Source organism: Bacillus changyiensis (genome assembly GCF_027706145.1).
GTDB classification, from domain to species: Bacteria; Bacillota; Bacilli; order Bacillales; family Bacillaceae; genus Bacillus; species Bacillus changyiensis.
The window spans coordinates 580,404-606,331 of sequence record NZ_JAQFWW010000002.1; the positions used below are offsets into that span (position 1 = coordinate 580,404).

Annotated in this window: 30 protein-coding genes and 1 pseudogene; 17 read left to right on the forward strand and 14 right to left on the reverse strand. The window is 39.1% G+C overall.

The features are described 5' to 3' along the window. Positions 1 to 96: 96 nt before the first annotated feature. The 3 genes from PDT38_RS10120 to PDT38_RS10130 are packed head-to-tail and all read left to right on the forward strand — an operon-like array spanning position 97 to position 1,576. The gene (locus PDT38_RS10120) at positions 97 to 402 is read left to right on the forward strand and encodes an ArsR/SmtB family transcription factor (protein ID WP_270801055.1); all 306 of its coding nucleotides are present in this window, start codon (positions 97 to 99) and stop codon (positions 400 to 402) included. Further along, entirely contained in the window at positions 395 to 1,336 is a 942-nt protein-coding gene (locus PDT38_RS10125) for a permease (RefSeq protein ID WP_270801058.1), read from the forward strand. The genes PDT38_RS10120 and PDT38_RS10125 overlap by 8 nt, the downstream gene beginning before the upstream one ends. Positions 1,337 to 1,348: 12 nt before the next feature. Continuing rightward, entirely contained in the window at positions 1,349 to 1,576 is a 228-nt protein-coding gene (locus tag PDT38_RS10130) for a thioredoxin family protein (RefSeq protein WP_270801060.1), read from the forward strand. A gap of 55 nt (positions 1,577 to 1,631) precedes the next feature. On the opposite strand, the gene PDT38_RS10135 is transcribed toward PDT38_RS10130, so the two are convergent. From PDT38_RS10135 to speE, 5 genes are all read right to left on the reverse strand, one after another. Then, positions 1,632 to 2,027, reverse strand: coding sequence for a UPF0715 family protein (locus PDT38_RS10135; protein WP_270801062.1), 396 nt, complete (start codon positions 2,025 to 2,027; stop codon positions 1,632 to 1,634). 80 nt (positions 2,028 to 2,107) lie between these two features. After that, positions 2,108 to 3,778 carry an arginine--tRNA ligase gene (gene argS, locus PDT38_RS10140; RefSeq protein WP_270801064.1) on the reverse strand — a complete coding sequence of 557 codons (1,671 nt, stop codon included), beginning with the start codon at positions 3,776 to 3,778 and terminating at the stop codon, positions 2,108 to 2,110. Continuing rightward, entirely contained in the window at positions 3,775 to 4,203 is a 429-nt protein-coding gene (locus PDT38_RS10145; RefSeq protein WP_270801066.1) for a DUF1934 domain-containing protein, read from the reverse strand. Before PDT38_RS10145 ends, argS begins: the two co-directional genes overlap by 4 nt. A gap of 135 nt (positions 4,204 to 4,338) precedes the next feature. Continuing rightward, complete coding sequence (gene speB, locus PDT38_RS10150; RefSeq protein WP_270801068.1) at positions 4,339 to 5,211, reverse strand: agmatinase; 873 nt, start codon at positions 5,209 to 5,211, stop codon at positions 4,339 to 4,341. A 51-nt stretch (positions 5,212 to 5,262) separates the two neighbouring features. Next, entirely contained in the window at positions 5,263 to 6,093 is an 831-nt protein-coding gene (gene speE / locus PDT38_RS10155) for a spermidine synthase (RefSeq protein WP_270801070.1), read from the reverse strand. A 630-nt stretch (positions 6,094 to 6,723) separates the two neighbouring features. On the opposite strand from speE, the gene PDT38_RS10160 reads away from it, so the two are divergent. The 5 genes from PDT38_RS10160 to PDT38_RS10180 all read left to right on the forward strand — a co-directional run bounded on the left by PDT38_RS10160 (position 6,724) and on the right by PDT38_RS10180 (position 11,437). Next, complete coding sequence (locus PDT38_RS10160) at positions 6,724 to 7,188, forward strand: hypothetical protein (RefSeq protein ID WP_270801073.1); 465 nt, start codon at positions 6,724 to 6,726, stop codon at positions 7,186 to 7,188. Next, the gene (locus tag PDT38_RS10165) at positions 7,185 to 7,823 is read left to right on the forward strand and encodes an ABC transporter ATP-binding protein (RefSeq protein ID WP_270801074.1); all 639 of its coding nucleotides are present in this window, start codon (positions 7,185 to 7,187) and stop codon (positions 7,821 to 7,823) included. The genes PDT38_RS10160 and PDT38_RS10165 overlap by 4 nt, the downstream gene beginning before the upstream one ends. Then, complete coding sequence (locus PDT38_RS10170; RefSeq protein WP_270801076.1) at positions 7,820 to 8,584, forward strand: hypothetical protein; 765 nt, start codon at positions 7,820 to 7,822, stop codon at positions 8,582 to 8,584. The genes PDT38_RS10165 and PDT38_RS10170 overlap by 4 nt, the downstream gene beginning before the upstream one ends. Continuing rightward, entirely contained in the window at positions 8,581 to 9,207 is a 627-nt protein-coding gene (locus tag PDT38_RS10175; RefSeq protein ID WP_270801077.1) for a hypothetical protein, read from the forward strand. Before PDT38_RS10170 ends, PDT38_RS10175 begins: the two co-directional genes overlap by 4 nt. A 160-nt stretch (positions 9,208 to 9,367) precedes the next feature. Further along, positions 9,368 to 11,437, forward strand: a complete 2,070-nt coding sequence (locus tag PDT38_RS10180; RefSeq protein WP_270801080.1) for a transglycosylase domain-containing protein — start codon at positions 9,368 to 9,370, stop codon at positions 11,435 to 11,437. A 33-nt stretch (positions 11,438 to 11,470) separates the two neighbouring features. On the opposite strand, the gene fabZ is transcribed toward PDT38_RS10180, so the two are convergent. The 3 genes from fabZ to PDT38_RS10195 form a co-directional block, all read right to left on the reverse strand. Further along, on the reverse strand, positions 11,471 to 11,899 hold the full coding sequence (gene fabZ / locus PDT38_RS10185) for a 3-hydroxyacyl-ACP dehydratase FabZ (protein WP_270801082.1): 429 nt from the start codon (positions 11,897 to 11,899) through the stop codon (positions 11,471 to 11,473). 171 nt (positions 11,900 to 12,070) lie between these two features. Next, positions 12,071 to 12,586: a YwhD family protein gene (locus PDT38_RS10190; protein ID WP_270801085.1), complete on the reverse strand. Its 516-nt coding sequence runs from the start codon at positions 12,584 to 12,586 to the stop codon at positions 12,071 to 12,073. 12 nt (positions 12,587 to 12,598) lie between these two features. After that, positions 12,599 to 13,258 (reverse strand): site-2 protease family protein, encoded by a 660-nt coding sequence (locus PDT38_RS10195; protein ID WP_270801087.1) that lies wholly within the window; start codon positions 13,256 to 13,258, stop codon positions 12,599 to 12,601. A gap of 112 nt (positions 13,259 to 13,370) precedes the next feature. Between PDT38_RS10195 and PDT38_RS10200 the strand changes: the two genes are divergently transcribed. The 7 genes and pseudogenes from PDT38_RS10200 (at position 13,371) to PDT38_RS10230 (ending at position 18,710) form a co-directional block, all read left to right on the forward strand. Continuing rightward, on the forward strand, positions 13,371 to 13,556 hold the full coding sequence (locus tag PDT38_RS10200) for a 2-hydroxymuconate tautomerase (protein WP_172298484.1): 186 nt from the start codon (positions 13,371 to 13,373) through the stop codon (positions 13,554 to 13,556). A 146-nt stretch (positions 13,557 to 13,702) separates the two neighbouring features. Beyond that, entirely contained in the window at positions 13,703 to 14,431 is a 729-nt protein-coding gene (locus tag PDT38_RS10205; RefSeq protein ID WP_270801089.1) for a lipoprotein YvcA, read from the forward strand. Next, complete coding sequence (locus PDT38_RS10210; RefSeq protein WP_270801094.1) at positions 14,421 to 14,627, forward strand: hypothetical protein; 207 nt, start codon at positions 14,421 to 14,423, stop codon at positions 14,625 to 14,627. The genes PDT38_RS10205 and PDT38_RS10210 overlap by 11 nt, the downstream gene beginning before the upstream one ends. A gap of 331 nt (positions 14,628 to 14,958) precedes the next feature. Beyond that, the gene (locus tag PDT38_RS10215) at positions 14,959 to 15,693 is read left to right on the forward strand and encodes a lipoprotein YvcA (RefSeq protein ID WP_270801097.1); all 735 of its coding nucleotides are present in this window, start codon (positions 14,959 to 14,961) and stop codon (positions 15,691 to 15,693) included. After that, positions 15,683 to 17,607: pseudogene (locus PDT38_RS10220) on the forward strand (DUF6792 domain-containing protein). Before PDT38_RS10215 ends, PDT38_RS10220 begins: the two are co-directional and overlap by 11 nt. A 1-nt stretch (position 17,608) precedes the next feature. Further along, positions 17,609 to 17,971: a hypothetical protein gene (locus PDT38_RS10225; RefSeq protein WP_270801100.1), complete on the forward strand. Its 363-nt coding sequence runs from the start codon at positions 17,609 to 17,611 to the stop codon at positions 17,969 to 17,971. Positions 17,972 to 18,200: 229 nt separating this feature from the next. Beyond that, positions 18,201 to 18,710: a GNAT family N-acetyltransferase gene (locus tag PDT38_RS10230; RefSeq protein WP_394356259.1), complete on the forward strand. Its 510-nt coding sequence runs from the start codon at positions 18,201 to 18,203 to the stop codon at positions 18,708 to 18,710. Positions 18,711 to 18,809: 99 nt separating this feature from the next. On the opposite strand, the gene PDT38_RS10235 is transcribed toward PDT38_RS10230, so the two are convergent. The 4 genes from PDT38_RS10235 to PDT38_RS10250 form a co-directional block, all read right to left on the reverse strand. Beyond that, entirely contained in the window at positions 18,810 to 19,610 is an 801-nt protein-coding gene (locus PDT38_RS10235) for a M12 family metallo-peptidase (protein ID WP_270801103.1), read from the reverse strand. Between the two features lie 111 nt (positions 19,611 to 19,721). After that, entirely contained in the window at positions 19,722 to 20,222 is a 501-nt protein-coding gene (locus PDT38_RS10240; RefSeq protein WP_270801105.1) for a YwgA family protein, read from the reverse strand. A gap of 30 nt (positions 20,223 to 20,252) precedes the next feature. Then, entirely contained in the window at positions 20,253 to 21,551 is a 1,299-nt protein-coding gene (locus tag PDT38_RS10245) for an HD domain-containing protein (RefSeq protein WP_270801108.1), read from the reverse strand. A 133-nt stretch (positions 21,552 to 21,684) separates the two neighbouring features. Then, entirely contained in the window at positions 21,685 to 21,909 is a 225-nt protein-coding gene (locus PDT38_RS10250; RefSeq protein WP_270801110.1) for a DUF1450 domain-containing protein, read from the reverse strand. Positions 21,910 to 22,131: 222 nt separating this feature from the next. Here PDT38_RS10250 and PDT38_RS10255 point away from each other — a divergent pair, with 222 nt between their 5' ends. Further along, positions 22,132 to 22,926 (forward strand): RsfA family transcriptional regulator, encoded by a 795-nt coding sequence (locus PDT38_RS10255; RefSeq protein ID WP_270801112.1) that lies wholly within the window; start codon positions 22,132 to 22,134, stop codon positions 22,924 to 22,926. 32 nt (positions 22,927 to 22,958) lie between these two features. Here PDT38_RS10255 and PDT38_RS10260 read toward each other — a convergent pair whose 3' ends face one another. Next, the gene (locus PDT38_RS10260) at positions 22,959 to 23,810 is read right to left on the reverse strand and encodes a lipoate--protein ligase family protein (RefSeq protein WP_270801115.1); all 852 of its coding nucleotides are present in this window, start codon (positions 23,808 to 23,810) and stop codon (positions 22,959 to 22,961) included. Positions 23,811 to 23,905: 95 nt separating this feature from the next. Then, entirely contained in the window at positions 23,906 to 24,877 is a 972-nt protein-coding gene (pta, locus tag PDT38_RS10265) for a phosphate acetyltransferase (protein ID WP_270801118.1), read from the reverse strand. 198 nt (positions 24,878 to 25,075) lie between these two features. On the opposite strand from pta, the gene hemQ reads away from it, so the two are divergent. Then, positions 25,076 to 25,840 carry a hydrogen peroxide-dependent heme synthase gene (gene hemQ / locus PDT38_RS10270; RefSeq protein WP_270801119.1) on the forward strand — a complete coding sequence of 255 codons (765 nt, stop codon included), beginning with the start codon at positions 25,076 to 25,078 and terminating at the stop codon, positions 25,838 to 25,840. The last annotated feature ends 88 nt before the right edge of the window (positions 25,841 to 25,928 follow it).

Here is a 25,928-nt window from a genome sequence, read left to right on the forward strand (position 1 = left end):
TGATCGGGCAAACATATCACGGTGTGGAGATTTACGCAGAACAGTTTACAAAACTATAAAACTAGTTTTATAATAATAATAAAGGAGCTGACAGCTATGAATTGGTCCCTAAAATCAGCTGAAACATTAGATCAAATCGTTGCAGATCAAAAGTTTGATGAAAAGGCTTTGTTAAAAAAGGCAGACGTATATAAAGCGCTGGCAGATCCAACCCGTTTAAAAGTCCTCAAACTGCTAGAAATCGAGCCGATGTGTCTTTGTGAACTTGTCAGTGCTCTCAATGTACCGAATTCTACGATGACACATCATATTCGACTACTAGAAAGGGGCGAATTGATCTACTCTGAAAAAGTAGGTCGAAATACGGTATTTTCACTTCAAGAGGCGGTAAAACATGTTTGAGCAGATTGGGCATTTGATTGCCTATGAGTTACTTCATTTACAAGGCCGACTTGGAGAAACGATACAGTTTTTTGTGATGGATGTCACTAAAATTGCCGTCTTATTAGCCATCATGGTGTTTGTCATCAGCTATATCCGTTCGTTTTTCCCAGTAGAGTCCGTTCGAAACTATTTATCAGGCAAGAAAAAAGCGGTCGGTTATCTCGGAGCGGCCGGTCTCGGTGTATTGTCACCATACTGCTCCTGCTCAACAATTCCGTTTTTCATCGGTTTTGTTGAAGCTGGTATTCCGCTCGGGATCACATTTACATTTCTTATCACATCGCCAATTGTTAACGAAGTATCACTTGTATTACTTGTCTCGATGTTCGGTTTCAAAATAGCAGTATTATATGTCATGGCCGGTATCACAGTCGCATTGTTGGCCGGTCTTTTGATTGAGAGACTGCACCTTGAGAAGTATGTACAAGAGTATGTCTATCAAATCAAACAGACCGAGGCGGCGACAGTCGTTAAATTATCACACAGTGACCGCCTCAAATTCGCTCTTGAAAACGTCTGGTCTGTGATCAAAAAAACTGGCCCATACCTTCTGATTGGAATTGGCATTGCGGCAGGTCTTCACGGCTATATCCCTACAGATTTCATTGTCAGTGTCGCTGGAGACAGCTGGTACTCGCCAATCGTTGCAACACTTATCGGTGTTCCGCTATATTCTAATGCGATCGGGACACTTCCAATCATCGAGGTCCTTGTCGCTAAAGGAATGTCAATGGGGACAGCTCTCGCTTTCATGATGTCGACAGTTGCATTATCAGCGCCAGAAGGGATCTTACTCAGCCGCGTCCTCAAAAAAGAACTTGTTCTGATCTTTTTCGGAATTGTCTCAACAGGCATTATTTTAATCGGTTATTTATTTCATTTCATACTATAGAGGAGGATTCACATGAACATTAAAATCTTAGGAACAGGTTGCAAGAATTGTCAGACACTTGAACAAAACGTCCGGAAAGCACTCGCTCAGTCCGGCAAAGAGGCAGAAATCGAAAAAGTAACAGATATTCAAGAGATCATGTCTTATGGTGTGATGAGTACGCCGGGCATTGTGATCGATGGAGAAGTGAAATCAACAGGGCGTGTTCTATCACCAGCAGCGATTGTGAAGTTGTTTTAAAGGTTGTCTTTCTAGGGCTTCTCAATCTATTGTGTTATATCTACCTAAAGCAAACTTATGAAGAGGATTTGTGCTTTCTTTGAAGAAAAACGGAATCCCAAAACCAATAAATGAAAGCTAGGACAAAGCTAAAAATATAAAGCATGGGCACCGTCAAAATATACCACCTATAACTATCTAATAAGACTAATAGGGTTGTACAGACTGCAAAAGAGATGATGAAGTAAGTCACTAAATGCCAACGAGAAAATTTTTTAGGTTTGCGATTGACGAAAATTTGCACAGGGGTAGCAAACAGGACATAACCAACCAACATAAACATACTTATCACATAAAATGGGGCAAAGCCAAACCCGTCTTCTAAAAACATAAATATGTAAACCATTGTTGCTGATAAAACAGAAAAGGCCACCACGCAAATATAGCCCAGTATGACGCTCAATCCATGCATGACTAAACCTCCGTTTGTTGTGCTTCTATTCCAACATAACAAAATCCCTCATCCATTTGCAGTGGCTGAGGGATTTTATATTACATCTTTTCAGGTGCGGAAACACCAATCAATGTTAATGCATTATTTAACGTAATTTGGGTTGCTTTCATTAAAGCTAAGCGAGCCCGGCTTTTTTCTTCATCAGCAGGATCAAGAACTTTCTCAGCATTGTAAAAGCTATGAAGCACTGATGATAGCTCAAAAATGTAGTTTGTCACACGGTGTGGAATTCTTTTCAAAGCAGCATCAGTAACCGCTTCAGGGAATCCACCGATCACTTTTAACAAATCATATTCTTTTTCAGAAGTGATTTTTGTTAAATCAAGGTTTCCTTCAAAGGAAAGCCCTTTTTCTTCACCTTGACGAAGCATACTGCAAATTCTCGCATGCGCATATTGTGCATAATAAACCGGATTTTCGTTTGATGATGAAACGGCAAGGTCAAGGTCAAAGTCCATATGGGTATCGGCACTGCGCATCGCAAAGAAATAACGAACCGCGTCAAGACCGACCTCATCAATTAAATCACGCATTGTAACAGCTTTACCTGTGCGCTTGCTCATCTTCATTTTTTCACCGTTTTTGTATAGGTGGACGAGCTGGATAATCTCCACTTCAAGTGTGCCTTTTTTATAGCCAAGAGCTTCAATAGCTGCCTGCATCCGCGGAATATAACCATGATGGTCTGCACCCCAAATATTAATTAATTTATCAAAGCCGCGGGCTAGCTTATCTTTATGATAGGCAATATCTGGGAGAAGGTATGTGTATGATCCGTCACTCTTAATTAAGACGCGGTCTTTGTCATCACCAAACGCTGTGGACCCAAACCATGTCGCACCATCTTTTTCATAAATATGTCCTTTTTCTCTAAGGGTTTCGAGTGCCTCATCAATTTTACCGTTTTGATAAAGTGATGTCTCTGAATACCAAACATCAAATGGTACCCGAAAATCTTCAAGATCCTCGCGAAGCTTTGCTAGTTCATACTTTAAGCCATATTCACGGAAAAACGCGAGACGCTCACTTTCTTCTTGATGAATAAAACGATCACCAAACTCTTCCGCAAGTTTTTGGCCAATTTCTTTAATATCTTCGCCACGATAGCCGTCTTCAGGCATCGGTTTCTCCTTGCCAAGCGCTTCAAAATAACGAACTTCAACTGATAAGGCAAGGTTGTTTATTTGATTACCAGCATCATTAATATAATATTCACGACTGACATCATAACCAGATTTTTCAAGAATATTACATAAGGAATCACCGACAGCTGCACCGCGAGCGTGTCCTAAATGAAGATCTCCTGTCGGATTTGCAGACACGAATTCGACCTGAACCTTCTCACCTCCGCCAGTGTTTGTTTCACCATACGCTTGTCCTGCTTGAAGAACAGCTGGAATCAGATTTGTTAAATACTGATTGTCCATATAAAAATTGATAAATCCAGGACCTGCAATCTCAAGCTTATCGATCGATGCTTTGCTTTTATCAAAGGATGTGACGATCTCTTCGGCGATGTTGCGCGGTGCTTTTTTAGCGACTCTCGCCAGCTGCATCGCCATATTGGTTGAAAAATCACCATGTGATTTATCTTTTGGCACTTCTAACACGACCTCAGGAATGTCGGTCACTTCAGCCAGTCCTGCTTTGATCACGGCTTCCTTGATTTCCTGTTTTAGCTTATCCTTTGTCTGTTCAACTATGTTCATGACTCATGTCCTCCTTGATATGAAATTGACATTTTATGTAAATGTCTTTGATCTTGGCTGATGATCATATCATACAAAATATGAATATTTCCGTTTGAAGACTGCTGACTGACCGATAATTCCTTCGTATCAACCCCAAGTTCTAAACTGCCAAAAGGCATTTTATAATTGGTGATTGTGCGACTTCCCGGCCTAAATCTTTGTTTCATTTTAATCGCACCGGAGCGCATAATCAAGACTTCATGTTCGCTTGCCTTGACAACCGTTTTCACCTTGCCCGCGTCATGTTCTTCATCATAGGAAAGATATATTTTACCTTTTTTCATATAATAAATTCCTGTTGTTTTGAATTCAATTGTTTCAACATCTGCTCCTTCATGAATGAGAGATTTTACATGAATGTTCACGGGCATCTCCTGATCCATTCTGACACATCCTTTTTACAACCTTCTTAAGTACTATTTTCCCTTATATACATCTTAACAGAACAACCTTGAAGATAAACAGTTTTTCTAAAAAATGATGAAGAAAAAAGCCGCCCTAAAAAGGACAGCTCAGGGTTATTTCACCCAACCGAGCAGCATTTCTCGAATAAGCTTGCTTGCCGTATTTGCTGTTTGTTCGGAATGATCATAGATCGGTGCCACTTCAACTAAGTCTGCCCCAACGACGTTAACATGAGACCGGGCAATTTCATGAATCGAAGCAAGCAGTTCTTTTGAAGTGATGCCTCCAGCGTCAACCGTACCCGTTCCAGGTGCATGTGCTGGATCTAACACATCAATGTCGATCGTGACATAGACTGGACGACCGCTGAGTTTCGGTAGAACTTGTTTGAGAGGCTCAAGCACTTCAAACTTGGAAATGTGCATGCCGTTTTCTTTCGCCCATTCGAACTCCTCCTTCATTCCGGAACGAATGCCAAATGAAAAAATATGTTCAGGACCGATCAGTTCCGCCGCCTTACGGATCGGTGTTGAATGCGAAAGCGGTTCTCCTTCATAATCAACACGAAGATCTGTATGGGCATCCATATGGATGATAGCAAGATCGGGATATTTCTTATACATCGCTTTGATAACAGGCCATGAGACAAGGTGTTCCCCACCCATGCCAAGCGGAAACTTATCTTTTTCCAGAATGCTGTCAACATATGTTTCGATTAGCTCAAGGCTGCGCTCTGGATTTCCGAAAGGCAGGGGAATGTCGCCAGCATCAAAGAAATGAATCTCACCAAGCTCTCGATCTAAATAAGGACTGTATTCTTCAAGCCCGATCGATACTTCACGAATTCTCGCTGGGCCAAACCGGGAACCTGGTCGATAGCTAACCGTCCAGTCCATCGGCATCCCATAAAGAATGGCGTCGGCCTCTTCCCAATCAGGACGGCTTGCGATAAAAACTTTTCCAGAATATGCTTCATCAAATCTCATCAATCTGCCTCCTCAAAAAAAGCGCAGAATCACTGCCTGCGCAAGTTGTTTTTATTTGATTAAATCATGAACGAACTTAGGTAACACAAATGCCGCTTGATGAATCTCTTTTGTATAGTATTTTGTATCAATATCAAAGAAACGGGTCTCTTCCACTTGTAGTGGATCGTATTTTTTCGAACCGATCGTAAACGTCCACAATCCACTTGGATATGTAGGAATATTTGCTAAATACAGTTTTGTAATTGGAAAAATTTCTTTGACATCACGTTGAACATTTGTAATCAATTCAGGCGTAAACCACGGGTTATCTGTCTGAGCAACAAAGATCCCATCTTCTTTTAAGGCCTTTGCAATTCCAGCATAGAAGCCTTTTGTAAATAGGTTGACAGCTGGCCCGACTGGCTCTGTAGAATCCACCATAATGACATCATACTGATTCTCCGATTTAGCAATATGCATAAAACCGTCATCCACTTTCACTTCCACACGTGGATCATCGAGTTTACCTGCAATTGACGGTAAAAATTTCTTCGAGTATTCGATCACTTTGCCATCGATATCAACAAGTGTTGCTTTTTTGACACTCGGGTGTTTTAAGACCTCACGAATGACGCCACCGTCACCGCCACCGACAACAAGCACTTGCTCAGGATTTGGGTGTGTAAACAAGGGAACATGCGCCACCATTTCATGATAGACAAACTCGTCTTTTTCAGAGGTCATCACCATGCCATCTAAAAACAGCATATTGCCAAACTCCTCTGTCTCCGCCATTTCAAGTTTTTGAAAGTCTGTTTGTTCTGTATGTAAAGTCTTGTTGATTTTCATTGTAATTCCGAAATTCTTCGTTTGTTTCTCTGTATACCAAAGTCCGCTCACAGCGTCATCTTCCTTTCATCATATATATGTCCACTATTTTTCACATTGAAAACAGTGTTTATTCCACACACAACTTAGCTTTTGCCTAAGGAAAAAGTATAGAGGAATTGCGGAAAATTGTAAAGATCGGACGAGTCATAAATCTTCCAAAACGATCTCCTTTTTAACAACGTCTATTTATAAGAAAGTATTCCCAAGAAGAGAAAGGACTGGTTTTTTATTAGGAATAAAGACGGTGAAAACTGTATTTCACCTCCACTTGTTTACTTTTAGGTTTAAAAAGACATATACTCTATTTTGAAAGGAACACAATGATGCAAATGAATTATTTTTTTCTGCAAGTCAAACAACTGAAATCATTTTCGTTAATAGCAATTATTTTATTGTTCCCATTAACCATAACGATGTTAGAATATCATCATTCACTTTTTGGGACAGGAATCAATGCTGTATTATTCCATGCATATTTAAGTTCATTTAATGTTTCTCCATTGGTATTTTCGCTGTTCATTATTTTACTTGTATCAGAACTATTAGCAAGAGAATGGCTAAGTGATTTGCGAGTGTGGAGTATGATGCGAATCGGCTACAAATCATACCTCACTAAAAAAATATCATTCACGTTAGCGTGTGTATGTTTATACATACTCATTGGCGACTTATTATCACTGCTTTTTTTTAGGTGCGGTTCATGGGTTTCAATGGACATCAGATCCACTGGTGATTGCTGAAGGCTTAAACGGGATTTTCGGACCATTTCTTACAATGCTGGTGCTGGTCATCATTCAAATGTTGCAAGCGATTGGATATGCCCTCTGCTCACTGTGGATTCTGCAAATTGCTAAACGGCTTTGGGAAACGATTGTTTATCCGTTTATACTGATTGTCATTTTACCAATTCTATTATTTAATCTTTCGATTCTCCCTGAGAAATGGGTACCATTATCCATCCCTGAACTTGTTCTTTACGATCATGGAAATGGCTGGCAGTCCCTTGGAATTAATCTGGCTGTACTCCTTTCATTTATCGCTGTTTATGGTTTCTTACTATTTATAACCTTATTTTACAAAAAGAGAAAGGGGCTTGTACGATGATTGCAGAAATTCGCAGCGTACAAAAACGCTTTAGAGGAAAACGTGTCTTAGAAGATGTCAATCTTACAATCAATGAGAAAGAGATCATCGGAATTGTCGGCGGCAATGGTTCAGGTAAAACAACCATTCTCAGGCTGTTGGCTGGTTTAATGTATGCCGATCGCGGTGATATTATTGTTCATGGCCAAACACTCAAAAAAGGTCTGTTTCCTGGAAACATTGGCTTACTGATTGAGACGCCCAGATTTATCGACCGTTTATCAGGTTATGACAATCTGAAAATGCTTGCAGACCTGAAAGGTGAAAGAGGAGATACAGACATTCGTGCTACGATGGAAAAATTGAAGCTCGATCCTGATTTAAAAGATGCAGTTAAAACGTATTCGCTTGGGATGAATCAACGATTAGGCCTGACACAAGTTTTTATGGAAAGACCAAAATTACTGTTGCTTGATGAACCGACAAACGCGCTTGATGAAGATAGTAAAAAACGCTTTGAAGAGATGCTTTTCGAAGCCCGCCAACAAGGAGCAGGTGTTGCACTCGTCTCACATCATAAGGAAGAAGTTCAGCGATTATGTGATCGAGTTTATATGCTTGAAGAAGGCGTTTTAAAGGAAGTTCAGACTGTATGATTAAACATGTTATAAAACTGCATATGATCAAACGTTGGAAAAGACTTTTATTGGCATTTTTACTTGCTGGGGGAGCAATTGTTGTTTTTGAGCCGGTTTATTTCCCAAGTACAAATACACCTTCTTTGTTAGACTGGCTCTTGGAAATCAGCGGTTCCCTGCTAGTCATTCCATTTTCTGGCGGACTGATTCTGACACTGCTTTGTTTTGACACAACACAATGGTTGTGGACGCCGTTCGGCACAGCTTCATTGGCGCGGATGAAGAAACGCAGCACATTGTTTTGGAGTTATCTTACCTTAGGAACAGCAATTGCGACCTATACCGTGATCATTTTATTATTTTGGAGTATTGTGATTGGTTATTTTAAATTTGATGGTTTTGCTGAAACAAATACCCACCCATTTTTTCAATTAACCGCATCATCTTTGTGGTTTGTTGTCTCCCGCTTGTTTATTGTTTGGTGGTCTTTTTGCTTCATCATCTTTTTAGGGTTTGCAGGTGCATTTCTAACGAAAAAAGTACTTATCGCTTTCGCCTTGTCTTTAGGGTGGGCATTTGCTGTATTAGCCCTTTTCAAATCGAACATCTTTATGAAAGGATTCCTACCTGGGGAAGGAATGATATTGGCTGCTCACGCTGATGGAACCTCGCCTTTATTGATTTTGCTAACAACTGAATGTGCGGTTCTTATTTTGTGTTTTGCACTTTATCAGATCATCATCAAAACCAATCTCGTCATGCCAAGAACTGAACGATGAAAAAAAGTGATTGGCTTTGGCTGTTATCAGGTATGATTTCCTTATGGCTTAAACAATCACTGGATTTTTCAATGTGGGAAAATGAAGGCGTTCAAGTCAACATAGCACATGTGTTGACGAACAACACTCTGGTTGATTCTATCTTATGGATCGCTTTTTCTCTGTTTGGTGCACTGTTTGTTTTAAGTCAGATTTCAGATATACGAGAACTGTACCCATTACTACCTGGCCGCATAACATCACGGACACGATTAATTAGGAAAGAAATTGTGATGGTCTACTGGCGAACAGCTGGCTATGTCCTCCTAGCTTTTCTAGTATCAGTATGGAATGGCAATTTTACCAGTGGCACAACTTTTTCACTTCTATATGCTTGGATGTCTCTCAGCTGTTTAGTGACCCTATTACTTATTCTAGAAAACAGGTTTGGTATTTGGCTGATGTTGCTGATCATTTCTACGATCTCGCCACTTTCATCATACCTTCCATGGATGTATGGACAAGCCTACAACTTCTGGCAATCCGGAACAGCTCTCATCCATACATGTTTTCTTCTGGCTTTGACTTTTGGTTTGATCTTAATGTATATGATCAATATGAAGAAAGCGGACTTAAAATTTTAATCATTGTGCATTCTTTCATCATTCAAGCTGTCGAGAAGTTCTCGACAGTTTTTCATTTTATCCTTGCTTTGTCCATTCTTTTTTCTCCTAGTTTAAATCCCCCATTTTTTCATCATAATGATAAGAACATTTGATTTTAAACTGAGGAGGAGATTTTAGCATGGATATGATGACGGATAAACGAGTCCGTTTGACCATTAAAACGATCCGGGCTTTTCTGTTCATCAGTATATTGATGATCCTCTTCCTTTCGATTCTTGTGATCTCGGTGATTCTTGTTGCTAGATGGCAGGGTGCTCCTGCTGTTCAGATTGCAAAGTCAACTGTACTTTATGATGGAAATGGAAAACAGCTAGGTGAGACACATGGTGGGCAGAAACGGTATTGGGTTTCACTTGAGGATATTAACCCCACTGTCATTGATGCAACAATTGCTGTTGAGGATCGAAACTTTTTTCAACACCATGGGTTTGACTATCTCCGAATGGCTGGAGCCGCAATTGCCGATTTGAAAGCGATGTCTAAAGTTCAAGGAGCAAGTACGATTACCCAACAATATGCGAGAAATCTCTTTCTCGAACATGATAAAACATGGAAAAGAAAATGGAATGAGGCTTTCTATACGATCCGCCTTGAGCAAAACTATTCAAAAAAAGACATATTAGAAGGCTATTTAAATACGATTTATTATGGACATGGGGCATATGGAGTAGAAGCTGCTTCCCGTTTGTATTTTGGCAAGCATGCTAAAGATATTAACGCAGCCGAAGCAGCAATGCTTGCCGGCATTCCAAAAGGTCCATCACTCTACTCCCCATTGGTTAACGAAAAAAAAGCGAAGCAGCGGCAAGAAATGATTTTAACGATGATGGCGAAACAACACAAGTTGTCAAAACAGGAGGCGGCAAAACTCAAAAAAATGCCGCTTACCTACCAGCAACTGGATCAACAATCAGATGCGAAAACTGCGCCTTATTTTTTTGATGAAGCTTTAAAGGAAACCGCACGCATCTTAGATTTAACACCAGGACAAGCGGAAGCAGGCGGTTATCACATTCACACAACAATCAATCCTCGTCTGCAAAAAATTGCTGAACAGACGCTCAATCATACAATCGATTCGACATCTGATATTCAAGCGGGATTTGTTGCAATCGATCCAACAACCGGCCATGTCCTCGCTCTTGTGGGTGGACGCGATTATCAAAAAAGTACATTTAACCGTGTGACACAGGCGAAGCGACAGCCCGGTTCAACGATGAAACCATTTCTATATTATGCAGCCATTCAAAACGGATTTACACCAGCAACACGAATGCGAAGCGCTGAAACAACTTTTGATCTTGGACGTGGTGAAATCTATTCCCCGGGCAATTATCATGGATATTATGCAGATGGACCGATTACCCTGTTACAGGCACTTGCTTTATCTGACAATATTTACGCAGTCAAAACACACCTTTTTCTCGGGATGGATAAACTTGTAAATACCGCGAAACAATTTGGAATTGATAGCCATTTAGAGAAGGTACCATCGCTTGCCTTAGGAACTTCTCCAGTTAAACCGATTGAGATGGTGAACGGTTATGCAATGTTTGCAAATGGCGGAAAAAAAATTAAACCGTCTTTTATTACAAAAATTACTGATTCAGATGGTAACGTACTCTACGAAAAACCAAACGATGACCAACAGATCATCGACCAACAGGCGGCTTTTATTACAGCCCATATGATGACAGGGATGTTTGACAAATCTCTCAATGGCTATACATCAGTAACCGGTCAGAAGATAGCTGACCAATTAACACGCGATTATGCCGGGAAATCAGGAACAACCAGTACAGACAGCTGGATGATCGGCTTTTATCCCGGTCTTGCTTCAGGTGTCTGGACAGGATATGACAAAGAACGAACAATCGATGCTGTAGCCGAACGAAACTACGCCAAACAAATTTGGGCCACCTTTATGGAAAAAGCACTTGAAAACCAGCCCTATCGAGCATTACTACCGCCAGAAGGGGTGGAAGGGATGTACATTGACCCTGTCACAGGTTATGGCGCTGCACCGAGCTGTCCCACTAAACATTTCAGCTATTTTATAGAAGGAACAGAACCAGAACAAGTTTGTTTCGGCAAGGAAATCGATGAAGAACAAGAAAAACCACCAAAATCAACGAAACCAAAGAAACCGCTAAAATGGTGGGAAAGATGGTTTAGAAAAAACGAATAAAACTGCACCCCATATGAGGCGTGCAGTTTTGTTTTATTGTTTGTAAAGAGCGAATGTCACTTCTGCTTCACAAGCCATTTCTCCATCTACTGTCGCAACAGCATGGGCTTTTGCAATGGACCCCCGTACTCTTGTTATGTCTACTTCGAGCCGTAACTGATCTCCTGGATGGACTTGTTTTTTGAAACGACAACGGTCAATCCCAGCAAACAACCCAATCTTGCCTCGGTTTTCACCCTTCATTAACATCACGACTGCACTTACTTGTGCTAACGCTTCCACAATGAGAACGCCCGGCATGACCGGATAATCTGGAAAGTGTCCATCAAAGAATTGTTCATTAGCGGAAACATTTTTAATTCCGACTGCCCGCTTCCCTTCCTCCACTTCAAGAATACGATCTACTAATAAAAACGGATCACGGTGTGGAATAATTTCTTTTATTTGTTGGGTATGGAACATCAATCTCTCTCCTTCACTAAAACATAAATTAGTACCTGGTCATACGATTATATCATATGACCAGATGTAAATATGAGCTATCATTAGGAAGAACAGAGTATGATAAACGAAGGCCGCCCCGAAAATGAAAAAGCATGTGCCCGGTATAACTCCAGACACATGCCAATATTGCTACTCCTGCAACAAACCTTTTTTGAGTTCAGCTGATGAACGATCCCAAAATCCCTGATCGTGTTGTTTAAGAAATTCCGCAAGAACACGCTTAGAATCTTCATCCATATGTTCAACAATTATCTTCCGTTTCATCGACTTATCCATTAGGTTGACATGTTCAGGCAATGATTTATAGCCACGGCGAATGCTTCTGTCGACTGTCATTTCACAAGCGGTAACTCCTGCATAATAAGGCCCTTCCTCTTTGCGGTCAATCGTCACCCATACAAGCCAGTAAGGTTTTCCATTTGGCACTTCCTCTTTATTCGGAAGAAATTTAATCCCTTTTTCAACCGTACTTCTGGCATGCATTGCACCAATATCGATAAATGCTTCTTTTTCCAACACATCGACGAAAACAGGAGAAATGTTATCAAGGCTTAACGAACCGGCACCAAAACCTCCGTGTCCATCTGTCGGATCGTTTTTAATAATATTAAAACCGATCGGCTTTTTCTTTTTTCCTTGTTCCATAAAAAATACCTCCTACATCAGCGGTCTTAAAATGGTGTTAAATATACCTATGATGATGTCACGGCCATTATTTAAAAAAGGCCAGAATATAGAATTTCCAAGCGGTGTAATGACGATGATCAAAAAAACGAGTGATCCGTATGCTTCATACTTCGTCAGCTGTGCCCGCAGATTAGGTGAGACCAGATCTTGAATGACCCGAAAACCGTCAAGCGGTGGGAATGGCATTAAATTAAAGAGAAACAACACCAAATTCAAATTGATCCATATTTCAAAACAGGTGAAGAATTCATTTGAGAAAGATAAAGGTAGAACACCGTACAGCTTTATCCCTATTGCAATCATCAAAAAACCAAAAAAAGCGAGAATGAGGTTACTGATAGGACCTGCTATAGAAACGAGAATTCCAGCAAGTCTTGGCTTTTTAAAATAAATGCGGTTAACAGGTACTGGTCTTGCCCAACCAAATCCCATAATAAAAATCAACAACGTCCCAAACGGATCAAGGTGCTTAAGCGGATTCAATGTCAGCCGGCCCTGCCGTTTTGCAGTTTCATCACCAAACTTGTATGCCACATAGGCATGAGCCAGTTCATGAACAGTAAAAGCAGCGATCAACGTCATTAAAACATATGGAATTACTTCTAATGGATATCTTAAAAAATGCTCCAAAGTCGTCTTTTCCCTCTTTCTCGTATACAAAGATTTAATATATTACAGTATACTATAAGAGCATCTGATCCTAAAGAGATCGTTCACATTTTTAGCAGGAGGAGGAAATATCATGCCATATGTCACAGTACAAATGCTCGAAGGACGCACAGACGAACAAAAAAGAAACCTCGTCGAAAAAGTAACAGAGGTCGTCTCTGAAACAACTGGTGCACCTGTCGAAAAAATTGCGGTTATCATCGAAGAAATGAAAAAAGAAAACTACGGTGTCGCAGGCAAACGCATCAGCGATATTTAATAGGACATGATCACCCGAATAATACATAAACGATTATTCGGGTTGATTGCTCTTCATCCCCTTCAACTTCACACGCCATTCACCCATACTGTAATATAGAAAAGACCCTAGCTGCAATTGTAGACAAACCCCTTGGAGGTTGAACAATGAACAAACTGATTATATTCTGTTTCACTTTCATATTAGCTGTGACAGGCGGATGCACTATGAATGACAAACAAAACAGCAAGGAAGACAACAATACCGAAGCTGTGAAACCGATCGATATAGACCCGAAAGATTTACCTAAAGTTCCGGCTTTTCAGGATAAGGCAACAAGAGAATATATGGCGTCTACGAAAGAAGTCGAGCCTGGGTATTATTTGTTGGAGTCGAAGTTGAAAGGATTTACAATAGAATTTCCTATGAATGGGAAAATAATTCAAAGGCTAACCGAAAATAACGGTGAAGATTATGAAACTATTATTTTTGAAAGTTATAACAAAAAAACAAATACTTCCATTACTAGTGATATAAGTTATTTCCATAATAAAGATTATACTTTGGAAACCGTAATTGATTCAGTTAAAGGGAAAAATGGATATAAAGGGGATTTTAATAAAACAAGAAAACCCGAAAAAGAAATATATTTTGCTTACAAAAAAACCGTTTTTAACAACCCAGATCGAAAGTATAATGATTTTTATATGTATTTTGGTTATATAAAGTCAACAGAAGTGAAGCACTCTGGCATAGAATTTTCTTTTAGCGTTAATTGTAATGACGATAAAAAACCATGTACTCTCAATGAGAAAAAAGCTAAAAAAGAAGCATACAAAATTATTGATTCAATAACTTTTAATGTAAATAAGAAGGAGCAGAAAGATGGCAAGTAAAAATATTTTCGCAAATGAGACTGTGAAAATGAGATTAATTGATCTCGAATATCGATACAAAAAACGCTTTAATACAACTAATAAACGTGATCTAGCAAAAGCAAAACAGGATTTTGCAGCTAATGTGCGTCCAATTTATAAAGATGAACTAATAAGGAAAGGAACTCCCGAAAGATATGAAGATTTACACATCTAAAGAGCTTTTAAAAAATAAAGTTGAGTCTATTAAAAATTCAGAACATGACACTTATTAGTCTAACCTTGAATGATTTGATTCCATTCCATCAAAATCACCCCTAAGTCTTTAGACCTCTTTTCTCTGCCTGAGAACACCCAACACCCATCTCTTCATCCTTGTCATATCAATGATCATCCTTGATAATCAGCACTTCAACAAACCACCCAAGACCAATTTCCTATTTAACTCTATTCCCCCATCTTGTAACATGAAATTGGATAAAATCATCAATTGTAAACAGGCCATTCGGCTTAATTGCTTGCAAGCCTAAACCTTTGGAGGTTGACCAATGAAAAAAATGATCATAATCTGTTTTACTTTAATGTTAGCTATGACAGGAGGATGCAGTATGAATGACAAACAAAACAGCAAGGAAGACAACAATACCGAAGCTGTGAAACCGATCGATATAGACCCGAAAGATTTACCTAAAGTTCCGGCTTTTCAGGATAAGGAAACAAGAAAGTATATGGCATCTACGAAAGAAGTCGAGCCTGGCTATTATTTGTTGGAGTCGAAGTTGAATGGGTTTACGATCGCATTTCCCGACAATGGTAAAATTGTTCAAAGGCTAACCGAAAATGACGGTGAAAACTATGAAAGTATTGTTTTTGAAGGTCACAATTCCAAAACAAATATCTATATCGGCGGTGATTTAAGTTATTATTATAAAACAAGTATTGTTGATAATATTGAAATGATGCTTGATGCTGTCAAAGGACAGAATGGATATAAAGGTGACTTTGACAAAATTGAAAAACCTGGAAAAGAAATATATTTTGCTTTTACAAAAACCGTTTTTAATAACCCAGATCGAAAGTATAATGATTCATATATGTATTTTGGTTATATAAAGTCTACAGAAGTGAAGCACTCTGGTATAGATTTTTCTTTTATTATTAATTGTCATGACGATAAAAAACCATGTATTCTCAATGAGAAAAAAGCTAAAGCCGAAGCCAAGAAAATGATTGATTCAATAACTTTTAATGTAAATAACAAGGAGCAGAAAAATGGCAAGTAACAATATTTTCGCAAATGAGACTGTGAAAATAAGACTAATTGATCTCGAATATCGATACAAAAACCGCTTTAATACAACTAATAAAAGTGATCTAGCAAAAGCAAAACAGGATTTTGAAACTGATGTGCGTCGAATTTATAAAGAGGAAACGAATAAGGAACTCCCTAAAGATATTGAGATCTATACATCTAAAGAGCTTTTAAAAAATAAAGATGAGTCTATTAAAAATTCAGGCTATGACGGGACAGCCATCCATATTAAAGACAAGAAACATAACACAGATCAACTGCAAGTCATTTCCCAAGGAAGCCAAGAAGATCGTGACTGGGAATATAATTTTTTTGGTCTTTTTGCAGGTATTGATGACAGTGAATATAAGGGAGCAAAGGCATTTACAAAAGAGGCCAAAAAAAAGACCGGGAATCCCAAAAATTTAAAATCATACGCAATGGGGCATTCACTTGCTAATAATAATCAAGTTCTTGTGAAATTGACTGATGGTGAATTTGATGAGGTATATGCACTAAATGGTGCTCAAATTAGTATAGATCATATCCTAAAAGTCGATAAAAAGTTGAAGAATAATATCCAAAATAAGTTTCATACTTTTAATACCGACTCCATCCCACCTGAAAAACTAAAAAAAGCCATCATCAAATACTACAAAGACAAAGGGGTCACCGCAAACATCACCCAGCGTATCTCCAAAGATGATCCGCTCTACGGTGCCAGCGGCAAAGCAGATTTCATTACATTTGGTGATGTAAAAATGACAGATACAAACCGGGACATCAAAGGGCTTCGCAGTGTCATTGATCAAATTCCTGATGAAGATGTACGGAGTTTGAAAAAATATTTTCAGCAGTACTCGGCTGATTACAAAAATGGTGGAATTAAAGGATTTGTCCTAAAAGCAACTGGTGTCGATATAGATATTTTGTCTGAAATTACAGAAAAAGGTAATGTAGGTAAAGCAACATACCCTGTCTTACATCCAATAAAAACCAAAGAATTGCTTGATGGAATTGATGAAAAGTTACCTGAGTTAAAAAAACTAATTGAGAAAGTTAAGGATTATAAGGACCCTATTCTCGATCAGCTTGAAGCAGATGGTTATATTGGGAAACGAAGAAAAAGATTTTGCAAAAAGACCTTAATGATGTCATTAGTCATATCGAGGCAATGGAAGCCTTATATGAGAGTATTAGAGAGGATACAAAAGGGTTTAATCTATTACGGACTCTATCAAATCCAATTAATACAGCACATTTATTAAAAAAGTTAGGAGCTATGTATTTCATTTATAAAGACCTAGAAAAATCCCTAGACAAACTCGATAAAGACTCAAAAGACCTGATCAAACTTCTTGGTGAAGGTCATGGCCTAACACCGATGTTAAACGCCTTAGCAAAAAAAGGCTTCAGTTACCAAGGCGAAGATATGTACTATTCCAAAAAAGGGAAAGATGGCAAAGAGATTAAGGTGAATCTTTCATCATCTTTGCGAATTTATCGGGATGGATTGAAGGCTGTTTCCGAGGTGGAAGATCAGATTGACAACTATTGCCGTATTGTTCAGCATGAATTTGACCATGATTTTGATCAGAAAAAACGTGATTTAAAAACGGAGATTCACCGCATGGAAGCGACCCCAATATTGGCAAAGCTTAGTTTACAAGTTTTACTTCAATCCGGGTTTAGTCACATAGGTGATAACATTGAAAAAGTGAATGTTCATGAGTCGTTTGAAACAGCACCGCTTCCTCAGTTTGACGGTATTGTGAAGGAATTGAAAAATATCGCTAGTGAAAAGAAGAAGTTTGTCGAAGATGTTCGCTCAAGCATTGAAAAATTGCTTGATCATGATAAAACGATTTCGGCCATGTTTAATTATCAACCGCAGGAGGCTGGATAAAATGGTGAAGCCACTGACTGACCAACTAGAAAAAACAGAAACCGTTTCGATCAAACATAAGTTTTTAAGCAGTGTGTCAACAGATGACAAGGTGAAAAAACTAAATCAACCACTTCACCATATCAATAACACGATGACTGACTACAATCAGAAACTAAACGATGAAACTGATAAACAGGAAGGCGCCATCATCAAAAAGATAAAGGAAGAGGTCAGTAAGAAAAGTCAGAGCTGCAAAAAAAAGATTCATCGCATGAAAGAAGATCATCAAAAGCTTGCAGGCCATTACCACAATATCATTGAAACACTTAGAGAACAGAATATGACGGTTTATTATAAAAAGAAAGTCGATGGAAAGGCCTAAATACACTAGAGGTAAGGAAGAACCGCACACATTCTTCCTTACAACTCTTCTGCCTTTTTAAACACTTTTCTTAACAACCCCAGCTTTACAAGACCACCCCTAAGACTGAAACACTCTCCACACAATAATTCCTAAAACACAAAACTCTTTTAAGATATCATAAAATAACGCAATAACTATAGGAGGCCTATTAAATGAGAATAGCCCCCAAAAATATCATGAGCATCATCTGCATTATCACATCAGATCTGCCACAGAAACGGATGCGAAATCGTTATCTGAAGTCAGACTGCAGATAGATGGAGAGACAGAACATTTAGATCGAGAACAAGGTGAAGCTTACATCAATGAGTTGGGCTTTAAACAAATCATTAAAGATGACACTGAACACATGAATCACCTCTTTTTAGTTGCAGAAGTGAACGAAAAAATCGTTGGTTTCGCTAGATGTGAAGGCAGCAGCTTGAAAAGAACGGCCCACAAAGTCGAATTTGGCGTCTGTGTATTAAAAAAATATTGGGGATACGGAATAGGAAAAAACTTATTAACAGAATCTATTCGATGGGCAGATGCAAATCGCATAAAAAAAATGACTTTAAGTGTACTAGAAACAAACCAAAAAGCGATAAAACTTTATGAAAAATATGGTTTTGAAGTGGAAGGCATCTTAAAAAAAGACAAACGGCATTCTGACGGGAATTATTATCATACGATCTTAATGGCAAGGTTTCATGGCTGAAAGGGCTGCCCAATAAGTCGATTTTCGAACGATTGGGCGCCCTCTTTTACACTTAAAACGTTTTAACAGTTCTGCTCTTTTCCGACAGACTCTCTCTTTTTATTGATACCACACTTTATTCTGCTCAATTTCTCCATTATGATCATCATCCCAGACATCAACTTTATATGCATAATCATAATTCATAATGCATTCAATCCCGCTTCCTTGTGGATCATGTCCAACGCCAAGGTTATGGGTCAATTCATGTGTTGTTGCTTTTGCTGCATTTTTCGTTCCCATATCAAAGACTGTGCTGAATGCAGGACCGTTTGGCTTGGCGTTATATTTGTAAGCGACGCCGCCAGCTTCATAGTTTTCGTTTGCTGTAAAACCGATGACAAATTGATAGTTTTCATTCTTGAATGTGTCTGCCATATACCACAAAATGTCCGAGCTGCTAGATCCTGAAGAGACCCATGGCGCTACACTTTCAACAACAAAATCAATGTCATGGTCACGGTTGAACATCGCATCGGCCTGCTCGATGATCTCAACGATTCTTGTCTGCCAATCACTGTGCTTTTTCCGGTACTGTTCGTCAGCCACCGCTAATACACTAACCCTTTGTTTACCAGCATCCTTTTTTGTTTGAATATTCCCACTATTCACATTCTGTTTAAACGTTTTTGCACCTATCACATGTCCTTGTTCATTTAATATTTTTGTTTTTGTTGTTTTTTCAATTTCAACTTTTCCTGTTAAATCTTCGACATGATTTGCTTTAGGTATTGATTCAATCTGAGTTCCACTTTGTTCATGACTGTGTTGGTGAGCACTTAAACTTGAAGCACCAACTGTCGCTCCGGAAATCAAACTGGCAGAAAGAAACATGGTCAAACCAAAAAAACGTTTTTTCATTTTACACATCACTCCTTTTTTGAATTATTTTAAATTTTCTAACAAATCACTGGATTTTCCTTCTTTTTCTGAAAATATGATAAATTTATCCTAAAAACTAAAAAACCTGCCTTATGACAGGTTTTTTAGTTTTTCTATGTAGATGATCGCTTCAGCAAATTCTTCATCTGTATAGCGTTGCTTACTCTTGATCGTAAACACTTTTTCTTTGATCTCTTGTTGATCCATTCCTTCAAAGTAAAGGATGGTAGAAACGAGTTCCAAAAACCGTGAAGATTGGTGGTTGACTTCATCAAGATAAGGTTTAATATCTTTCATATCTAACTCACACTGATGAAGAAATTCCCTTCCTGCTTCAGTGGAAGAATACCGATATTGATAATATCCACCTTTTTTCTCTTTGACTTCATCGAGAAATCCGAGATTGCAAAGTTCTTCAACCTGAAGTGTGAGTTCCTCTGAATATGGTCCATAAAAATGAAAATCATATTTTTCATAAAAAGGAAGCCCGAGTTTTTTTGCAATATAGATCATTTTTTGCAGTTTTTTTCTCCCAACAATTTCTCCCGAATCTGAGAACACCTTCATCAGCTTTGCATGTTCTTTTAACAAATCCCCGACATCTCCTTCATCCAATACTTTCTATCTTAATCCGAGCAGTTCTTTTATTTTTTTTGTATGCCGGTCTTCTGATAATCCTTCAATGATATCAAGTGGAAAATAAAGTTTATGATCTGTTCGCCTTTTACCTGAAATCGCATCAACAATATCGGACTCCCGTGATAGTTCTTTAATTTGACCGTTATGAGTCAATAAGTGAATTGGGAGTCGTTCCTCTTCCTCTCCGGGTCTGTAAAAATCATAGGGAAGATCTGATGATGAATCTACCGCAAGATAATAATCTGGATCAATACCTGCTTCTTTAAACAACGCCGTTAATTCAAAGTAAGTTGACATTTCCTCATTCGGATTGAACTCAGCATACTGGAACAACCGACGGTTAATGAAACGGCGACATAAATCAGCCAAAATCGGATCAGCTTCATTCTCCCATGACTGAAAATAATAAAGAATAATGGACTCATCAAGACTTAAATAATCAGCTAATGTGACATTGCCTTCAAAAAGTGAATAAAAATGAACAGGTGCATATGTAAACTCGTACCCTTCTTGATAAAGCTTCATTGCCCTGTGCAGAATCTTTGTCAAAATCACTTCAGCGCTTCTTGTCACAGGGTGAAAATAAACTTGCCAATACATTTGATATCGGCTCATAATATAATCTTCTACAGCATGCATACCCGTTTGTTTGATAACAATTTGATCTTCGCGCGGACGCATGACACGAAGAATTCGTTCCATATCAAAATGTCCATAGCTGACACCCGTGTAATATGCATCACGTTGGAGGTAGTCCATACGGTCAGCGTCAATTTGACTTGAAATCAAGCTGACCACTTGTTTGTTCCGATACGTTTTTGCTATGACTTCAGCGACATCTTTCGGGAACGTGGGACTCACCTTTTTTAACACTTGATGAACTTCTGTATCACCTAAAATAATTTGACGGGTAAAATCTTCATGATCAAGGCGGAAAACTTTCTCAAATGAGTGCGAAAATGGGCCATGTCCTAAATCATGCAGTAATGCCGCACACAAACACAGATCACGCTCACTATCATCCCATTCTGGTCTACCTTTAAACACGTCATCAACCATTCTTCTGACAATTTCGTAGACACCAAGTGAATGGCTAAAACGGCTGTGTTCAGCCCCATGAAAAGTTAAGTATGTTGTTCCCAGCTGTTTAATTCTGCGCAACCTTTGAAATTCACGGGTTCCGATCAAATCCCAGATCAACTTGTCCCACACATGAACATAGCGGTGAACAGGGTCTTTAAACACTTTTTCTTCTGATAACTTTCCGTATGGATTCGCCATATATGTCCCTCTTTTTCAATTGTCTCTATTTGGCCTATCTCTATTATATCGGCTCACATTTGTTGAAAACATCCTTGAATTTATCTGTGGATTTGTTCTATAAGCAAAAACGCCTAACCCAAAAGGGAGGCGATTATTTGTTTAATTTTTTTTTAATTTTTTCGATCAGCTCATCTTCAGTTGGAGCAGACAGCGGACGATTATTCACAAATGCAAATGATTTTTTCCGTCCTGGTCCACAATAAGACTGACAGCCGATCTCCACTTTTGCTTCCGGATCGATTTCTTTTAATCGGGGCAAAAGCGTCTTTAAATTTGTGGCTTGACAATCATCACACACTCGAAACTCATTAGCCATTTCATACGCTTCCTTTCATTTTGTTCATTATCTTTATGGAAGGCATTCAATTTTGCCGAGCTATCATAAAAATGACACCAAGTTTCATTGTACAGGGATTCTTCCATTCCTGCAAGAAACCATTCACGAAACGAATCAAATCCTATTCTTTTAGCAAACTTGTATAAATATTTTCAACTTGGACATTCTAATATTAATACTAAGATTGGGAGTTGAGAGTTCATGAAACAAAGACAGGATGCTTGGTCTGAGGAAAATGATTTATTGCTAGCAGAAACTGTTTTACGGCATGTTAGAGAAGGCAGCACACAGTTGAATGCCTTTGAAGAAGTTGGTGACAAACTAAACCGGACTTCTGCCGCTTGTGGTTTTAGATGGAATGCCGTTGTTCGACATCAATATGAAAAAGCTTTACAGCTAGCAAAAAAACAGCGGAAACAAAGAATGCGAGCGCTTGGAAATGGTCAACCAGCGAAAAAACGATTATTGTATAAACCACCAATTGAAACAGCGGAAATCAACACAAAGACACCAGTTGAAACAACTGTTCAGCAACAACCACAAGAAGAAAATGAGCAACAACAAATACCGATAGCAAGTGAGCATCTTCCTTATGTAGATGAAAACTTCAAAGAAGAGTTAGCTAGTTTATCGCATCTTCTAACACCAAATCAGTCGAACAACACGCAAACTGCTGTTTCACCAACCAAGATGACAATAGAGGATGTCATTCAATTTTTACAAAACTATACAGGCAAGCAAGAACAAACGACAGCTATAAAAATGGAAAACGACCGTTTGAAATCTGAAAATGAAGACTTAATGAAAAAAGTAGAAAAACTTGAAGCAGAGGTCAAAAAACTTGAGAAAGACCAAACGACCATTCAAGAAGACTACGAAACGCTTGTTAAAATTATGAATCGTGCAAGAAAGCTAGTTTTATTTGAAGATGATGAACATGCTGCTCCAGCTTTTAAAATGGATCGCAATGGAAACTTAGAAAAAATGGCAGAATAACATGGAAACGCTCCGGATTCCCCTCGGAGCGTTTATTGTTTATGAAATACCTTTTCGTTTCGTTCCAGCATACGTAACAGGTTTTTTTCATACTCGTTCTCTTCTTCCTCTAGGAGCGGCCCCACATACATTCGGTCGCTCAGTCCCTTCAACTCAGTCAATAGTGCCAGCATCAAGTTTTGAACTGTGATGTCTTCATGAAGAAGTTCAGATAGTGAAGCCATCGTTTCAGGGCGAATATCAGGATAAACGGTCTTTGTTTGACCACGCTGATCTTTTAAAGCGATGTCGTAAAAACGTCTGATCAGTTCAGCCCGTTCACTACCGCTTTGATCAGCACATACATATACTTGAACCGCCACACCGCCTCTTAACCGTCTTTGGGAAATACCAGCAAATTTTTTACCGTCAATACTTAAATCATAACTGCCCGGACAATAAGATCCGACAATCTCATATGCTTCAACCTCTACATTGTAAGCTGACAACATTCTATTGATGAGTTCAACCATTGCCTCATATCCGCGGTCAATATCGATTCCATTTTTCTTATCCTGAAAAATCAGTGAGACATTCAACACCCCACTGTCCAGTACGACTGCCAGTCCTCCTGAATTGCGGACGATGACTTTGTAGCCAGAGCTCTCAAGAAAAGAAATTCCTTCTTGTAAAAAAGGAAGCTTTGTATCTTGAATGCCGAGAACAACTGTATCATGATGCACCCATGATCTAGCTGTCGCCGGAGACAAACCCTTTCCGATAGAGGCGCACAGTGTGTCATCTATCGCAAAAGATTGCTTCGCATCAAAATATGGACCAAGACTTGATTGGTCAATGATTCTCCATGTCGGCTGGATCAGTAAATCCATCAATTGCTTTGTCATGATTGATGCAAACCCTTTCATGATTCATTCTTATTCATCTATTATACCATTCATATAAAAACGGTGAACCATCATAAGATTCACCGTTTCTTTCATTATAGTGCTTGAGCAGCTGTAATCAGTGCTAAATTGTATACATCCTCTGCATTGCATCCTCTGGACAGATCATTGACAGGCATATTCAATCCTTGCAAGATCGGACCGACCGCTTCAAAGTTGCCAAGGCGCTGGGCGATTTTGTACCCGATATTTCCCGCTTCAAGACTCGGAAAAACAAACACATTGGCATCGCCTTTAATCACAGAGCCTGGCGCTTTTTTCTCAGCGACAGATGGAACAAATGCGGCATCAAATTGGAACTCACCATCTAGTGTAAGTTCAGGTGCGGCTTCTTTCGCCATGGTAACCGCCTGAGCCACTTTTTCAGTCTCATCAGATGTTGCTGACCCTTTTGTTGAAAAGCTGAGCATCGCCACACGAGGCTCAATATCAAACGTTTTTGCCGTTTTAGCACTTTCGACTGCGATTTCTGCCAGATCACGACTGTCGGGTGCGATATTAATTGCACAGTCTGCAAATACATATTGCTCATCATCGCGAGCCAAAATAAAAACACCTGACGTTTTCTGAACACCTTGCTTTGTTTTAATAATCTGCAGTGCTGGTCGAACTGTATCGGCCGTAGAATGTGCCGCACCGCTGACAAGGCCATCAGCTAGCCCTTTGTAAACTAGCATCGTACCGAAGTAATTTTCATCTAAAAGGATTTGGCGGGCCTGGTCTTCTGTAGCTTTTCCTTTACGACGCTCCACAAAAGACTGAACAAGGTCTTCCATTCCTTCATATGTATGTGGATCATAAATGTCAACACCATCAAGGGTGATATTCAACCCTGTCGCTTTTGCTTTAATCTCCTGCTCGTTTCCAACGAGAATGGGTTTTAATACGTGATCCCCGCTGAGATTGCTGACCGCTTTCAAAATGCGTTCATCTAAACCCTCTGGAAATACAATTTTAACCCCTTTGCCTGCTACTTTTGTTTGTACTGTTGAAAATAAATCTGCCACTATGTACCCTCCTTGATATTGTCACAAAAAACCTCTCTATTTTAGCATACTCTTTTAAAATATAAATTCAAATATCCAAGACTATAATAGCGCTTTCATTTGTATTTTTTTAAAACTTTACTCAAAACTTCTAAACAGATGTAAAAGAGGGAACTATGTTATGATGAAATCAATACATAAGATTTGGGAGTGATGGATATGAGTGAACAGCAAAAGACGATTGAAGCTGCAGAAACGCTTGATGGCTGGTATGCCCTTCACGATTTTCGGACGATGGACTGGTCTTCTTGGAAGCTGTTATCAAGTGATGAGCGCCAAGTGATTATGAGCGAATTTAACGGTCTTCTTGAAAAATGGGGGAAAACAGAAGCAGCAGGAAATGGCAGTCATACATTGTATAGCATTGTCGGTCAAAAGGCGGACCTCATGATCATGGTATTACGCCCGACAATGGAAGAATTAAATCAAATTGAACTTGAATTTAACAAGTCAAAACTGGCAGAATATACAATTCCTGCTTATTCTTACGTATCTATTGTTGAGCTTAGTAACTATATGGGAAGCGGTGAAGGCGATCCATACCAAAATCCGCAGGTGCGGGCACGTCTTTATCCTGAACTTCCTGATGCTCGCCATGTTTGTTTCTATCCAATGGATAAAAGAAGATCAGGTAATGACAACTGGTACATGCTGTCAATGGAAGAACGAAAAAAGCTGATGCGCAGCCACGGCATGATTGGACGCGGTTATGCTGGTAAAGTCAAACAAATCATTACCGGTTCAGTTGGTTTTGATGACTACGAATGGGGTGTTACACTGTTTTCTGATGATGTACTTCAGTTTAAAAAGCTTGTCTATGAAATGCGGTTTGATGAAGTCAGCGCCCGTTACGGAGAATTCGGGTCATTCTTTGTCGGAAACCGTCTAACAACAAAACAACTACCTTCCTTTTTATATGTTTAACCATCAAAAATCAGCTCTTCACTCTGGAGCTGATTTTACAATTTTTTTTAATATTCTTCTTAATCCTTATCACTCCCCATTTTCTGAT

Coding starts and splice junctions, on each gene's coding strand:
- PDT38_RS10120 (WP_270801055.1), top strand. CDS start 97: ATGAATTGGTCCCTAAAATCAGCTGAAACATTAGATCAAATCGTTGCA.
- PDT38_RS10125 (WP_270801058.1), top strand. CDS start 395: ATGTTTGAGCAGATTGGGCATTTGATTGCCTATGAGTTACTTCATTTA.
- PDT38_RS10130 (WP_270801060.1), top strand. CDS start 1,349: ATGAACATTAAAATCTTAGGAACAGGTTGCAAGAATTGTCAGACACTT.
- PDT38_RS10135 (WP_270801062.1), bottom strand. CDS start 2,027: ATGCATGGATTGAGCGTCATACTGGGCTATATTTGCGTGGTGGCCTTT.
- argS (WP_270801064.1), bottom strand. CDS start 3,778: ATGAACATAGTTGAACAGACAAAGGATAAGCTAAAACAGGAAATCAAG.
- PDT38_RS10145 (WP_270801066.1), bottom strand. CDS start 4,203: ATGGATCAGGAGATGCCCGTGAACATTCATGTAAAATCTCTCATTCAT.
- speB (WP_270801068.1), bottom strand. CDS start 5,211: ATGAGATTTGATGAAGCATATTCTGGAAAAGTTTTTATCGCAAGCCGT.
- PDT38_RS10165 (WP_270801074.1), top strand. CDS start 7,185: ATGATTGCAGAAATTCGCAGCGTACAAAAACGCTTTAGAGGAAAACGT.
- PDT38_RS10170 (WP_270801076.1), top strand. CDS start 7,820: ATGATTAAACATGTTATAAAACTGCATATGATCAAACGTTGGAAAAGA.
- PDT38_RS10175 (WP_270801077.1), top strand. CDS start 8,581: ATGAAAAAAAGTGATTGGCTTTGGCTGTTATCAGGTATGATTTCCTTA.
- PDT38_RS10180 (WP_270801080.1), top strand. CDS start 9,368: ATGGATATGATGACGGATAAACGAGTCCGTTTGACCATTAAAACGATC.
- fabZ (WP_270801082.1), bottom strand. CDS start 11,899: ATGTTCCATACCCAACAAATAAAAGAAATTATTCCACACCGTGATCCG.
- PDT38_RS10190 (WP_270801085.1), bottom strand. CDS start 12,586: ATGGAACAAGGAAAAAAGAAAAAGCCGATCGGTTTTAATATTATTAAA.
- PDT38_RS10200 (WP_172298484.1), top strand. CDS start 13,371: ATGCCATATGTCACAGTACAAATGCTCGAAGGACGCACAGACGAACAA.
- PDT38_RS10205 (WP_270801089.1), top strand. CDS start 13,703: ATGAACAAACTGATTATATTCTGTTTCACTTTCATATTAGCTGTGACA.
- PDT38_RS10210 (WP_270801094.1), top strand. CDS start 14,421: ATGGCAAGTAAAAATATTTTCGCAAATGAGACTGTGAAAATGAGATTA.
- PDT38_RS10215 (WP_270801097.1), top strand. CDS start 14,959: ATGAAAAAAATGATCATAATCTGTTTTACTTTAATGTTAGCTATGACA.
- PDT38_RS10225 (WP_270801100.1), top strand. CDS start 17,609: ATGGTGAAGCCACTGACTGACCAACTAGAAAAAACAGAAACCGTTTCG.
- PDT38_RS10235 (WP_270801103.1), bottom strand. CDS start 19,610: ATGAAAAAACGTTTTTTTGGTTTGACCATGTTTCTTTCTGCCAGTTTG.
- PDT38_RS10245 (WP_270801108.1), bottom strand. CDS start 21,551: ATGGCGAATCCATACGGAAAGTTATCAGAAGAAAAAGTGTTTAAAGAC.
- PDT38_RS10250 (WP_270801110.1), bottom strand. CDS start 21,909: ATGGCTAATGAGTTTCGAGTGTGTGATGATTGTCAAGCCACAAATTTA.
- PDT38_RS10255 (WP_270801112.1), top strand. CDS start 22,132: ATGAAACAAAGACAGGATGCTTGGTCTGAGGAAAATGATTTATTGCTA.
- PDT38_RS10260 (WP_270801115.1), bottom strand. CDS start 23,810: ATGACAAAGCAATTGATGGATTTACTGATCCAGCCGACATGGAGAATC.
- hemQ (WP_270801119.1), top strand. CDS start 25,076: ATGAGTGAACAGCAAAAGACGATTGAAGCTGCAGAAACGCTTGATGGC.